General features: G+C 48.6%; 10 protein-coding genes. 9 read left to right on the forward strand and 1 reads right to left on the reverse strand.

Translation table 11 applies throughout. The annotated features are described in order from the left end of the window. Positions 1–6 precede the first annotated feature (6 nt). On the reverse strand, positions 7–504 hold the full coding sequence (locus K0T92_RS16375) for a hypothetical protein (protein WP_219873553.1): 498 nt from the start codon (positions 502–504) through the stop codon (positions 7–9). A gap of 205 nt (positions 505–709) precedes the next feature. Here K0T92_RS16375 and K0T92_RS16380 point away from each other — a divergent pair, with 205 nt between their 5' ends. The 9 genes from K0T92_RS16380 (at position 710) to K0T92_RS16420 (ending at position 12568) form a co-directional block, all read left to right on the forward strand. Continuing rightward, entirely contained in the window at positions 710–1465 is a 756-nt protein-coding gene (locus tag K0T92_RS16380; RefSeq protein WP_219873554.1) for a hydroxypyruvate isomerase family protein, read from the forward strand. A gap of 336 nt (positions 1466–1801) precedes the next feature. Further along, on the forward strand, positions 1802–3484 hold the full coding sequence (locus tag K0T92_RS16385) for a cache domain-containing sensor histidine kinase (RefSeq protein WP_219873555.1): 1683 nt from the start codon (positions 1802–1804) through the stop codon (positions 3482–3484). After that, the gene (locus tag K0T92_RS16390; RefSeq protein WP_219873556.1) at positions 3462–5039 is read left to right on the forward strand and encodes a response regulator; all 1578 of its coding nucleotides are present in this window, start codon (positions 3462–3464) and stop codon (positions 5037–5039) included. Before K0T92_RS16385 ends, K0T92_RS16390 begins: the two co-directional genes overlap by 23 nt. Before the next feature lie 19 nt (positions 5040–5058). Beyond that, positions 5059–6375 (forward strand): ABC transporter substrate-binding protein, encoded by a 1317-nt coding sequence (locus tag K0T92_RS16395; RefSeq protein WP_219873557.1) that lies wholly within the window; start codon positions 5059–5061, stop codon positions 6373–6375. Between the two features lie 123 nt (positions 6376–6498). After that, positions 6499–7428: an ABC transporter permease gene (locus K0T92_RS16400; protein WP_219873558.1), complete on the forward strand. Its 930-nt coding sequence runs from the start codon at positions 6499–6501 to the stop codon at positions 7426–7428. Between the two features lie 29 nt (positions 7429–7457). After that, a complete protein-coding gene (locus tag K0T92_RS16405) occupies positions 7458–8348 on the forward strand; it encodes a carbohydrate ABC transporter permease (protein WP_343223724.1) in 891 nt (296 codons plus the stop codon). A 69-nt stretch (positions 8349–8417) separates the two neighbouring features. Continuing rightward, positions 8418–9977 carry an extracellular solute-binding protein gene (locus tag K0T92_RS16410; RefSeq protein ID WP_219873559.1) on the forward strand — a complete coding sequence of 520 codons (1560 nt, stop codon included), beginning with the start codon at positions 8418–8420 and terminating at the stop codon, positions 9975–9977. A 72-nt stretch (positions 9978–10049) separates the two neighbouring features. Beyond that, positions 10050–11090, forward strand: coding sequence for a dienelactone hydrolase family protein (locus tag K0T92_RS16415; RefSeq protein WP_219873560.1), 1041 nt, complete (start codon positions 10050–10052; stop codon positions 11088–11090). 143 nt (positions 11091–11233) lie between these two features. Then, positions 11234–12568 carry an ABC transporter substrate-binding protein gene (locus tag K0T92_RS16420; protein WP_219873561.1) on the forward strand — a complete coding sequence of 445 codons (1335 nt, stop codon included), beginning with the start codon at positions 11234–11236 and terminating at the stop codon, positions 12566–12568. Positions 12569–12699: the final 131 nt, after the last annotated feature.

The following is a 12699-nucleotide window of genomic DNA, read 5'->3' on the forward strand; positions in this document are numbered from 1 at the left end:
TGGTTACTATACTCCCTTTCTGTAATAGTAAAGCTGAACCACGCCTCCAAGGAGCGAGGCTGCATAGAAGGATACAAACATGATGTTCAGCATGACTGCACTTGAATCGTGTATTACCTGCGACACAAGAGCGGTGATAAATCCAATGGCTACAATTATGAAGCCGATTCTCGCGGATTTGAGTTCAATTAACTTATCCATTTCATCGGCAACCATCTCTGATTCAATGGTTTTCTCAATTTCTTTACCATCACATTCGCCTTTGCGTATTTTTTCCTGTACAGCAACCCCGACAGAAAGTAAAATATGAAAAATAATTTGAATAACAATGGCAGCGACGATTCCTATGCCGACAAACATGAGCATAGCACCTGCCCAAAATTTCATATCATCTGGGGCAATTGCACCCGACTGAACCCTCCCGTATGCGTAGGTACTGTATGCTCCCAAAATTAATATCGCTGTGATCATTGAAACTAAAGATCTCAGTCCTTGATATGACATATCCAGCACTCCTTGTAATGGATGTAGTAAATTATATACATAAAGTATAGTATTATATTCATCATGTCAAATATTTTTTACACAAAGAGCTTTCGGTCAGGATGAATACATCGATGCAAATATTTTCTGGGTACCGAAGGACGCTAGTTAAAGGAACGTGTACAAAGGAGGGGAGTGCACGTATCAAATATTGGAGGTGTGAGTGTTGAACATATCCGTTTGTATCGACGCCGTATTGCGTGGCCGTCCTTTAGGCGAGAGCTTGGAGGCCATTCATTCTATTGGTATCGATACCTTTGAGTTTTGGAGTTGGTGGGACAAGGACTTGAATGTGATCAAGGCAAAGAAGGAAGAACTCGGTTTGAATGTCCTTGCATTTTGCACAAAGTTTGTGAGTCTGGTGGATCCCTCCGCCCGGAACGCTTATATCCAAGGCCTGGAGGAGTCGATTGAAGCGGCGCAATTTTTAGGCTGTCCTTCTCTGATTACACAGACGGGGAATGATAACGGTTATCCCCGGGAGGTTCAAAGAAAGTGCATCATAGATGGTCTTAAGGCATGCGTCCCCCTCTTGGAAAAGACCGGAATTTCGCTCTTGGTGGAACCGCTCAACGTGCTTATTGATCATCCGGGCCACTTCTTGTCGCGTTCTTCCGAGGCTTTCTCAATTATCGAGGAGGTGGGGAGTCCTAACGTAAAGCTTTTGTTTGATATCTATCATCAGCAAGTAACGGAAGGGAATTTAATTCCAAATATAACAGAAAACTTGAAGTTGATCGGTCACTTTCATGCTGCTGGACATCCAGGCAGAAGTGAGCTGGATTCGGGTGAGCTCTATTATCCGGCTATATGCCAAGCGATAGAAGATGCGGGTTACAACGGTTATATGGGTCTGGAATATTTTCCGAAGGATGAACCGCTAGAGGGGATGAAATACGCGCTTGGCATGAAAGGGTTTTAATGACAGACCGATTCAGTGGGTTACCCATTCGGTACGCCCCGCTTTGCAGAGGATGCGAATGCATGAAGATCATGCGCTCGCATCCTCTTTTAGTCATGTCGAGATTTTGATTAAGAAAACGGACATTCATCTTAAAAAACTGCCTGTAAGCAGCCGTTCCCAGGTGATAAATTTAAATATTATCCCCTTCCTGCCAATTATAAATCCGACATTAAGGTGTGAGAACAAATGCGATGGTTTCCAAACGATGCAATGAAAAGAAGCATTTTTGTCAAATTTGTGTTTTCCTTCGTGTTGGTTGGATTAATGCCGCTCATTGTTCTAGGTTATTTTCTTATGAGTGCTTATTTTTCTCAATCTCAGCGCTTCAATATCAATAATCTGGAACAGATGACGCTTTATATCGCCAAAAATTCGAGCCAAATTTTGACCGACTATAACGAAATATCCAAGATGATGTACGACGTGAACTGGTATGATCGCCTCAGCCAAGCGGCCAGAGGCAATCATAATCATATCATTGATAACTGGCTCGTATTTGCCCTTAGTTCAGACCCTTATATTGAAAACGCTTACTTTATTCCGCAATCCAGCATGGAGATTATGTACCGGTCCCGCCGGGCCAAACCATTTGTACCCAGTCAATTTCCCTATAACGAGTTGACCTCGGGACTTGAAGCAGCTCCCAAAGGCTTGTACCAGTATCCTGCTCATCAGGAAAGCTATTTCGTTAGCTCCAAACGGCAAGTAATGACTTTCTCCCGAAACTTGCTTGATAAATCTACATTGTTGAACGAGCATCCGACTGTTCTGGGCACCTTTATTTATGACGTCAGCGTCGACAACTTCAATGAAATTTGCGCGGAACTGCATCTAAATCCGGATGATGAGATTATGATCCTTAGCGACAGCAATATCGTCAACTACAGCAATAATGAGCAGCGGATCGGCACATTAGTTTCGATCGCGGAGGAGCGTTCCGCCGCAGAGAAGGGAAACAGGCATCTGATCACGATGGATATTGCGGGCACCGATCAGAAGCTGGTCGGAAGTTATGCAAGCACAGGCTTTCTGGCCACAATTGAACCATTCAAGATTTTGGTGATCCTTACAGCGACGAGCTGCATGTTGTTTTTATTGCTGCTTGCGATCGTATTCTCGCGCAGGTTCTCCCGTCCGATTCGAGAGATCATCAAACAAATGAGAAAGATGGAGTCAGGCGATTTCGATGTCATCCTTCCTGTTAAGTCGCAGGATGAGCTCGGTCTGCTTACCCGTGGAATGAATCGGTTGGCGGACCAGTTGAACCGGTTTATAGAAGAGGCATACGTTGCGGAGCTAAGGCAGAAGCAGTCTGAGCTAAACGCGCTCAAAAGCCAGATCCGTCCGCACTACCTGTACAATACACTCGAAGTCATCCGGATGAGTGCTGTAAGCCATGGGGCGATGCGAGTGGCTGACATGATCCACGTGTTGTCCAATCAGCTGCAATATGTGCTTGATTACGGAGAAAGCATGGTGACGCTGGAGGAAGAGATTGCGAATGTCAGTAATTATTTCGAGCTGATTCAAGTTCGCTTTGAGGAGCGGGTTGGATTGCAGATTCATAGGGATCCCGATGTCTCCATGAATTGGGGTGTCCCCAAGCTGTCTATACAACCTTTGGTAGAGAACGCCGTCTTGCACGGCATTCTGAAGAAGCGGGAAGGTGGACTAATCAGTCTGGAAATCAAGGCTGAGGAAGGAAACTTACTGTCAATCCGGATTATAGACGATGGCATCGGCATGGACAGCAAGAAGCTCAAGTCGCTAAGAGAAAGGCTGGAACAAGGGACAGAACGGGGAGAGGGGAAGGGGACCAGTATCGGTCTCAAAAATGTGCACGACCGCATTCAATCCTTGTTCGGTAGCGATTCCGGTATTCACCTTGAAAGCATTCCTGCCAGGGGAACCTCCGTCCAGATTAGAATTCCGATAATAAGGGAGATTGATCGTTATGCTAAGCGTATTTCTGGCTGATGATGAGCCCGCAATTCTGCGCGGGTTGCCCATGTTGGTAGATTGGAAGCAGCTTGGATTACAAATCGTCGGAGAAGCGAGCAACGGGGATGATCTGCTTCAGGCGATTATGGAGTACGATCCCGATATCGTGATCACCGATATTTCAATGCCGGGAATAGACGGCATCGAAGTGCTGAAACGTCTGAAGGAGCTGAAGAAGAGAACAAAGGTTATTTTTATTAGCGCTTACCGTGATTTTTCCTACGCGAAGGATGCATTGTCTTATGGGGCAGTGGATTATCTGATCAAGCCTGTTGATCGGAATAAACTGGAGTCGGTTCTGGAGCAGACGGTGACGGATATTCAATCGGTTTCCCGGATTATGGCAAGCAGCAGCAAGCTTCGCCATTATGAAGATCGCCACAAACGGCTTGAACTGATGGACGGGCTGAGCAAATGGCTGGAGCATAAGCAGTTTCCGCTTAATCCGGAGATTATCCGCGAGATTAGGGGAACTCGCTCCGACATGCTGTTCACTTGTATGGTGGCGGAGATTGATCATTCACTGCATCCATCCGGCAGCTGGCGAGAGGGGGAGCGGAAGCTGCTTCATTATGCGATGCAGAACCTTACAGAGGAGCTGATAAAAGATGCAGCGGACGGGTGGATACTGCCAGAGGGAGATTACGTATATTTGCTGATCCGGCATCTGCCGACTGCCATGATCAGGAATCTCGCTGAACATCTTCGGGATCATTATAGAAGCGTGCTCAAAATCAGTGTGTCGATGAGCGTTGGCAGCGCTGTTCCCTTGGAGGAGCTGCGTCGAAGCTGCGTAGAGGCGGAGGAGGGCATGGCGCTCAAATTTTTTCTGGGGGCGGGAAGTCTCGTGACTCCTGCGGATAAACCGGACGTTCCCATGCATAGAGGCGAGGATTGGAAACAACTAGAAAATCAATTGCTTCGCGAATTTTACTCTCCCCATATGGACCGCTTTGAGGAGCTGCTTGAGGATTGGCTGGAAATGGTCAAGAAGGCTGCCTGGGGGAATCGCGCCTATGCGCTTCAGCTTTCCGGCTCTTTGCTCATTCACGCTATCCGTGAACATGCCGCAGACGGCGAGGAGACGAAGCAAGCGGAAGCCGAGCTTGCAAGACGTTTGCAATCCCAAGAGACGTTTCATCAGATGTCGGTCATGATCCGCGAAGACCTGGAGCGAATTCGCGCCTGTCTTTATCAGGGGAACAACGGGAGAGAGTCGGAGCAAATCCGCCAAATCAAAGCCTTTATTGAGGAGAACTACAGGGAGGTTGACCTGGAGACGATAGCGGCGAGATTTTATATTAACCCGTATTATTTCAGTGTTTTTTTCAAGAAACATACCGGGCAAAATTTCAAACAATATGTGACGAATATCCGCATGAACTTGGCGGTCAAGCTGCTCGTCCACTCGGATTGCCTGCTCTATGAGATCGCAGAGCAAGTGGGGTATCAGAATGCGCGTCAGTTCAGCGAAATGTTCAAAAAAAATTACGGACTTCTGCCGAATGAATATCGCCAGCAATTCAAATAAGTCGTCGGGAGGCGGCAAAATGCCAGCTAAGAATAGACCGCTGCAAGCGGTTATGATGATCCTTATTTCAATGGTGTTGACTAGCTGTTATGCCGGCAACGGCACGGAATATAGCGATGCTGCGCCTTCTGCGGAAGCGGTATCGCTTTCCTTCGTTTATTCAGGCGGCGATCCCGACAGGAGCCAGGTGATGCAGGAAATCGCCGATGCTTTTAACGCTGATCATCCGGACATCCGCATACAGGCCATCCCGTCTTCGGCCGGCGTGTCATCCTACGAAGATTATTTGCAAAATCTGAATGCGGTGGGGGAATTTCCTGATTTCCTGGAGCTGAAAGATCCGGAGCCCTATATTAAAGCGGGGTTTATCGCTCCCATGCCCGACGAAATTATTGATTTGCTGGATCATCCGGCCCGATTTAACGGCAGCGTATATACGGCCCAACTGGCGTCCAGTCTGCCCTACGCTATTTATTACAATAAGGATGTTTTTCAACAAGCTGGTATTGCCGAAGAGCCTGCAACATGGAGCGAGTTTCTGGACATCTGCGCCCGAATAAAGGCTGCGGGCATAAGTCCGATTGTCGTCGGCGGCAGAGAGGTATGGCATCTGGGATATTGGTCCAACTTCTTTTTCGGAACCTCCATGTATGCGGACAACCCGAACTGGAACCGGGATGCAGCCGCCAAGCAGGTTCAGTTTGCCGACGCCGGTATTGTGCGAGCGCTATCGGATATGGAGGAGCTGTGGGTCAAGAAATATGTGAATCCGGGCTGGCTGTATACAACGGACAGCGATTCGGCAACAGAGCTGGCTAATGGGAGGGCCGGCATGCTGTATACAGGCCCGGAGGCGTTGAAGACGATTTATCGGATCAACCCGGATGCGAATATCGGCATCTTTGCCCCTCCTGACCGCAAGGGACGAATCGTGATCAACGGTTCGGAGCGGCTGCAGGGATTCGCTTTGACATCAGAAGCCGGGAAAGATCCGCGTAAACGTTCCGCTTTCATTGCGTTTATGAAGTTGTTCTATTCTCCCGAGCCATACAAACGTTATATTCAGGCCGGACATGCGCTTTCTGTAACCAAGGACAACATGGAATATGAGGCTGTGAATCCTCTTGTGGAGGAGCTGATTGCAATCTCTCAAAATCCGCATGCCGTAAAAGTTCAGCTCATGCAGCAATATTGGGCGTCCAACGCAGCACCTGAGGGATTTCTCGATTGGTTTCTAGGTATGATGCAATACACGCTGGCGACCGGCAGACCTACCGTGGAGCAGCTGCTTCAGCAGGCCGACGAACAATGGGCCAAACGAAATTATAAAGACTGACAGCGGCAGGCAATATCTAAAAAATGCGCATACGACACTAAAAAAACAACGTTCTCGTCCCCCCTGTGTCCCCTCTATAATTAGGAGCAAGAAGAGGCAATATCGGAGAAAGGGGGCAAAAAAATGAGAACTAAGGGGCTATTGTCCGACCTGAATCGAAACAAAGCACTATATGCAATGGTATTGCCCGGTGTTGTGCTGATCCTGTTATTCAGTTATTTTCCGATGTTCGGTCTGCTTGTTGCTTTCAAAGATTTTAACTTTCGCGACGGCATATTGGGCAGTCCCTGGATGGATCCGATCTATGGAAACTTCAAGTATTTATTCTCGTCCACTTCCTCGGCGTTGCGGGCAACATGGAATACCCTTTATCTGAATACGCTTTTTATTATTTTTGGCATTCTGTTTCAAGTCGGAATCGCTCTGATTTTCAATGAGGTTGCGGGAAAATATTTCAAAAAAATTACGCAGTCGCTCATGTTTCTCCCGTACTTTATCTCCTGGATTGTCGTTGGTGTAATCGCTTACAATCTGTTCAGTATGGATACCGGTGTTATGAATACGACCCTGTCCAGTCTCGGGCTTGGCTCGGTGGATTGGTTCGCCACTCCGTGGGTATGGCCGATCATTCTCGTGTTGTTCTATATCTGGAAATCGACGGGCTATGGAATGGTACTGTATTTGGCTTCTTTGACGGGAATTGACCCCTCCTATTACGAAGCGGCCAAAATTGACGGCGCAACAAAATTTCAGCAGATCAGATATATTTCCTTGCCTTTCCTGATGCCTACGATTGTCACTTTAACCTTGCTGCAGGTCGGCCGAATTATGAATGCGGACTTTGGCATGTTCTATGCGATCGTCGGCGAGAACGCGGCTATCTATCAGACAGCCGATGTCATTGATACCTTTATCTTCCGCAGTCTCCGTCTGAATGGAGATATCGGCATGGCATCTGCGGCGGGCTTCTACCAGAGCGTTATCGCCTTTATCATCATTATGCTGTGCAACAAATTGGCCAAGCGCATCAATGAAGAATCTTCGTTATTCTAGACGCAATCGGCAGCAAGGGAGGGGATATTGTGGAACATCGCCTAAGCAATCGAATTTATGTTGGTCTTATGTACAGTATCGTTATTTTGTTCGCCGTGTTTTGCGCCATCCCGTTTTTATTGGTGCTTAGCAGTTCCTTTACAAGTGAGGAATCGATCCTCCAGCACGGCTATAATTTATTCCCGCGCGAGTTTGATTTATCCGCTTACCGTGTCCTTTGGCTGGATGCGGAGCGATTAATGAACGGCTATAAAATTTCAATCATCGTTACCGTTGTCGGCACGGTCGCCAGTCTGGCCATTACGGCCATGTTGGCTTACCCCTTGTCTCTGAAACGATTCAGGTTAAGAAAAGCGCTGAATGTCTACACGCTCATTACGATCCTGATCAACGGAGGGATCGTTCCATGGTATATCGTCTGTGTCAAATATCTGCATCTGCAGGACAATTTGCTCGCATTGATTGTGCCCTACTTGTGCATGGCCTGGAACGTTTTCCTGCTCCGCAGTTTCTTTCAGACCATTCCAGAGGAAATTAGCGAGTCAGCCAAAATAGACGGTGCGGGCGAGTTTCGAATATTTCTGTCGATTATCGTTCCATTGGCGAAACCGGCGCTCGCAACGATTGGTTTGTTCATCGCCCTGATGTACTGGAACGACTGGTGGCTTGGACTTACGCTGTTAAACAAGGTCGAGCTGCAGCCACTCCAACTTCTGCTGCGAACGATACAGTCCAATGTTCAGTTTATTTCGACATCGGCGCAAGGTGCCGAGATCATCCGGGCTACGGGTGGGCGTCTTCCGTCAGAAGGAATCAAGATGGCGATCTGTGTATTAACGATTGGTCCCATCGTGTTTCTCTATCCGTTTATTCAGCGCTATTTCATCAAAGGGTTGACAATCGGCGCCGTTAAAGGCTGATCAGTACCAGCTTAGGGAGCCGTTGTTCATAGGAAAGTACAAATTTGAATGATGATGGGGAGGATTACAATGGCAATAAAGAGAAAAAAAGCGGCGCTCCGTTTAATGCTGGTCTTGCTCGCTGGACTGCTGGCGGCATGCACCTCAAACAACAATGGCACTTCGACCGGAAATTTGGACAATCCTGCAAAAGCTTCAACAGATGGAGCAGCTTCGCTAACCGATCTGGAAGAGGTTAAGTTGAAGATTTTTCTGCCCGGCGATGACAAGGTAGCGAAGAATGAAGTGCTGCAGGCGCTTTATGAGAAAACAAAAGACCGGTTAAACGCCAAGTTTGAGATCAACTTTGTCCCGTTTGGCGACTATCAATCCAAGCTGACGATGCTGGCCTCCTCCGGAGACCAGTACGATGCGGCTTTCACCGCCGACTGGTACGGTTACTCGCAAATGGTTAACAAGGGAGCTTTTCTTGATCTAAGCGAGCTTGCGCCCAAGCACGCTCCTAATTTGTACAAAATATACTCGGACAAAAACATGCTGTCTTCGGCGAGTATAAACGGCAAGCTGATGGCGCTGCCTTGGACGGAAATCAAAACATCAAAGCCGGTATTTCAATACCGTAAAGATATTGCGGAAAAATTAAATGTAGATCCCGGCGATCTGACTACAATTGAAGGAATCGACAAATTCCTCACCGCCATTAACAAGGCCAAGCCCGGAATGCCGATATTTTATCAGAACATGAATGCTTCCGAGGGAAGTGTTGGCGCTCTGTTGGTTTCCAAATACGAGTACATCGATCTTGGCTTCCACTCGTTGTACATTGACCTGAATGACCCGGCGCTTAAAGTGATGCCGATCGAACAGACGCCGCTGTTCAAAGAAGCGGTGACGCTTGCGAAGAAATGGTATGATGAGGGGATTATTTCCAAGAACACCCTGAACGATAAGACGAATATGCCGTTTGAGAACGCCAATGTTTTCTCTCAGAAAAATACGCTCGGCGCGCTCTATGATGCCGTGAACTTCACGGATAAAAATGCGGAAAATGCCGCAGTCGTCATTTATCCAGACAATAAATACATTCGCGACTCGCAAATGAACAATGCGATTGCCCTTAACAAAAATGCCGCGAATCCGGAACGCATGCTCATGTTTATGGATTTGCTGTCGACCGATCAAGAGGTCTACGATATGTTCTTCTATGGCATTAAGGATAAGACCTACACTGTTGACAGCAATGGGGTTATCGGATTTGTCCCGGGTGAAGATCCATCCAAACCGCTGTGGCAAAATTGGTTTAACTGGGGCTTCCTCAGAGATGAGTTTACACGTCCGACTGTAGGCCGTTCCGCCGAAGCGATCGAAGCTTCAAGAGAATTTGCTACACGTCCGAACATATTAGTTTCGCCGACGGCCGGACTTGTGCCGATTACCGATAATATTAAAACAGAGCTGGCCGATCGGGATCAATTGATTGCCGAAGACGGCAAGCTGTTATTGGTCGGCATTATTAGAGGCGATGTGGATCAGGCAATTAACCGTTATATCGAAAAACAAAAAACGGTCGGTCTGGACAAAATCATTGCGGAAGTTCAAAAGCAGATTGATGATTTTATAAATAAATAAATTTGCCGATGCCGAAAGCTCTTCTCATCCTCCGGGATGGAAGGGCTTTCATGTTGAGGAGGAGGAAAAAAGATGGATTGGACAACGGACGATTTTCTACACCGGTTATATGAGGACGCAGAGGCGCGAAAAAAGCGGAACACGGAGCGTGTCACTCTGGCGGAGCGGCAGATTCGGCTGCGAAACGCGCTGAAGCGGGCATTGGGCGAGTTCCCCGAGCGGGATCGCCCGCTTGATGCGATTGTGCTGGATCGCGCAGATTACTTCGATTTCACAATGGAGCGAGTCGCGTATACGACGATGGAGGGGGTCCATGTCCCGGTTATGGTGCTGATTCCGAGGTCGGGCACGGGACCTTGGCCCGCCGTTCTCGCTTGTCACGGCCACGGAAACGGGTATTGTGATGCGGTCGGACTGGACTCCGAAGGAGCAGAACTGGAGGATCCGGGGATTCACAACCGGTTCGCCGTCCAGTTGGTCAAGGCGGGAATGCTCGTCGTCATACCGGAAATTATGGGCTTTGGAGTCCGCCGGATGGCCGAGGAACTGAAGGCTGTGCCCAATTACAGCTCGTGCGGCACGCTGTCCGCGCAGCTGCTAATGTACGGCAGAACGCTGGCAGGCATGCGGGTGTTCGAGGCGATGCGGGCTATCGACTACATATCGGGGCGCGAGGATGCGGACGCCGGGCGGATCGGCGCTTTCGGGTTCTCCGGGGGCAGCTTGGTCGCCGCGCTCGCCTCCGGACTGGATGATCGTGTGAAGGCCACCGTCCTGTGCGGTTGGACGAACACCTTCAAGGGCAGCATTATGGCGATGCATCACTGCATTGACAACTATCTGCCCGGCATTCTGCTAAGTGCGGAGCAGCCGGAGCTGACCGGGCTCATAGCCCCGCGCCGCCTGTTCGTAGAATCGGGGGAGCAGGACCCTATATTTCCGGTCGAGCATGTGCGGCAGGCGCTGTCACAGCTGGAAGAGACTTACGCGGGCTGGGGAGCCTCCGAACGTTTCGGGTACGACATTCATCCCGGAAGCCATGAGATCTTGGGTGACCAATCGATTCCGTGGCTGTTCAAGGCGCTGGCGGCTGGCGGCAAGGACAAGCCTTGATCCCATGAAAGCTTCACATAGCTTCTTAAATTCACCGCATACGAGCCTTAAAAAACTGCATTCAACAAAAAAAATCGAAATGGTAGTCTTAAATCAAGCAATTTACTACATTGCTTCGAAACGAAAAGGGAGGCACAAAAAAGATGAAAAAGAAATCGTTTCTGCAGTTGTTCACCACCATACTTGCCCTATCGATGATACTGGCAGCTTGCAGTGGAAACAACAACAAGCCAAGCAATACGTCAACCAATACTCCGCCTGCTGATCCATCGGGCGACCAGAAAGAGGTAACCATTTCAATCGGTTACGCGACAGGTGATCCATCAGGCAAAAAGGCGACCGAGGATGTAATTGACGCATTCATGAAAGCGCATCCAAACATTAAGATCAAGAACCTTAGCGAAACGACAAGCGATTCTTATCTGGATTGGCTGAAAACAAAAGATGCGGTAGGCGAATTCCCGGATATTATCGAGATGCGTGATACGAAGGTGTTTGCGGATGCCGGCAAGCTGGCCGAACTTCCGGAAGAGCTGCACAGCCTGTTTACGTTTCTTCCCACTTACGAAGGGAAATATTACAACGCTCCGCTTTCCGCCAATGCGCCTAACGGCATTCTGTACAGCAAGAAAGCGTATGCTGATGCAGGTGTAACGGAACTGCCGAAAACGTACGACGAGTTTCTCGAAATTCAGAAGAAGCTTCAGGCATCAGGTATTTCTCCAATCGTAGTTGGCGGTAAAGACTTGTTCCACATGGGCTTCTGGGTCAACTACTTCCTGATCACGAATGTGTTTGCCGAAGATCCGGATTGGAACTCCAAACGTACGGCCAAGACGGCAAGCTTTACGGACGCGCAGGTTGTTCAGGCCATTACGGATTACAAGGAACTGTTCACGAACTATGTCGATAAAGGCTGGCTTAGCACGGCCGACAACCAGACCGCATCGATTCTCGTATCCGGCAAAGCGGCACAGCTGTTCTCCGGCCCTTGGATGATCGGACAAATCATGGAAGCGGATCCGAGCTTTGAATTTGGGTTCTATCCGCTCCCTGACCGTAAAGGCAACCTTGTGATCAACGGTCTGCCTACTCTGGCAGGCTGGTCGTTGTCAGCGGCAGCAGCCAAAGACCCGGACAAAGTGGATGCGTTCAAGAAGTTCATCAACTTCTTCTTCGACCCGGCTCAATACGCTCCATACACAGAGAAGGCCGGCAGCATTCCTTCCATTGCCGCGAAGGTTGACATTAAGACCAATGAAGTGATGCAGCAAGTTCTGGACGCTGTTGCGAACCCGGACATTAAGAAGTCGATGATGTTCAATCAATGGTACGGCGACAATGCGATACCGCCTCAATTCCGCAACTGGTTCTACAAATGGCTGCAGGAAATGGTCATCAACAAGGGCGACGTCGCGGACTATATGCAAAAAGCAGATCTTGAGTATGACAACAATGTCGCAGCAAATCAGAAATAGCAGTTGAAACAGCAGTTGACCTAGCAGTTGCTGCAGCCGGTTAGGAGAAACGATGAATCGAGATAACCCCGCCGCAGTGGCGGAGGTTATCTCACTCATCAACATGACAAAGTTTACTTGGAAGGCAGGAG

Origin of the sequence: Paenibacillus oenotherae (assembly GCF_019443105.1) — a bacterium.
In the GTDB taxonomy this organism is placed as follows: domain Bacteria; phylum Bacillota; class Bacilli; order Paenibacillales; family Paenibacillaceae; genus Paenibacillus_Z; species Paenibacillus_Z oenotherae.

Excerpts from the sequence above, each read along its gene's own strand:
- K0T92_RS16415 (WP_219873560.1), top strand. The coding sequence starts at position 10,050 with ATGGATTGGACAACGGACGATTTTCTACACCGGTTATATGAGGACGCA.
- K0T92_RS16420 (WP_219873561.1), top strand. The coding sequence starts at position 11,234 with ATGAAAAAGAAATCGTTTCTGCAGTTGTTCACCACCATACTTGCCCTA.
- K0T92_RS16410 (WP_219873559.1), top strand. The coding sequence starts at position 8,418 with ATGGCAATAAAGAGAAAAAAAGCGGCGCTCCGTTTAATGCTGGTCTTG.
- K0T92_RS16400 (WP_219873558.1), top strand. The coding sequence starts at position 6,499 with ATGAGAACTAAGGGGCTATTGTCCGACCTGAATCGAAACAAAGCACTA.
- K0T92_RS16390 (WP_219873556.1), top strand. The coding sequence starts at position 3,462 with ATGCTAAGCGTATTTCTGGCTGATGATGAGCCCGCAATTCTGCGCGGG.
- K0T92_RS16375 (WP_219873553.1), bottom strand. The coding sequence starts at position 504 with ATGTCATATCAAGGACTGAGATCTTTAGTTTCAATGATCACAGCGATA.
- K0T92_RS16385 (WP_219873555.1), top strand. The coding sequence starts at position 1,802 with ATGAGTGCTTATTTTTCTCAATCTCAGCGCTTCAATATCAATAATCTG.
- K0T92_RS16395 (WP_219873557.1), top strand. The coding sequence starts at position 5,059 with ATGCCAGCTAAGAATAGACCGCTGCAAGCGGTTATGATGATCCTTATT.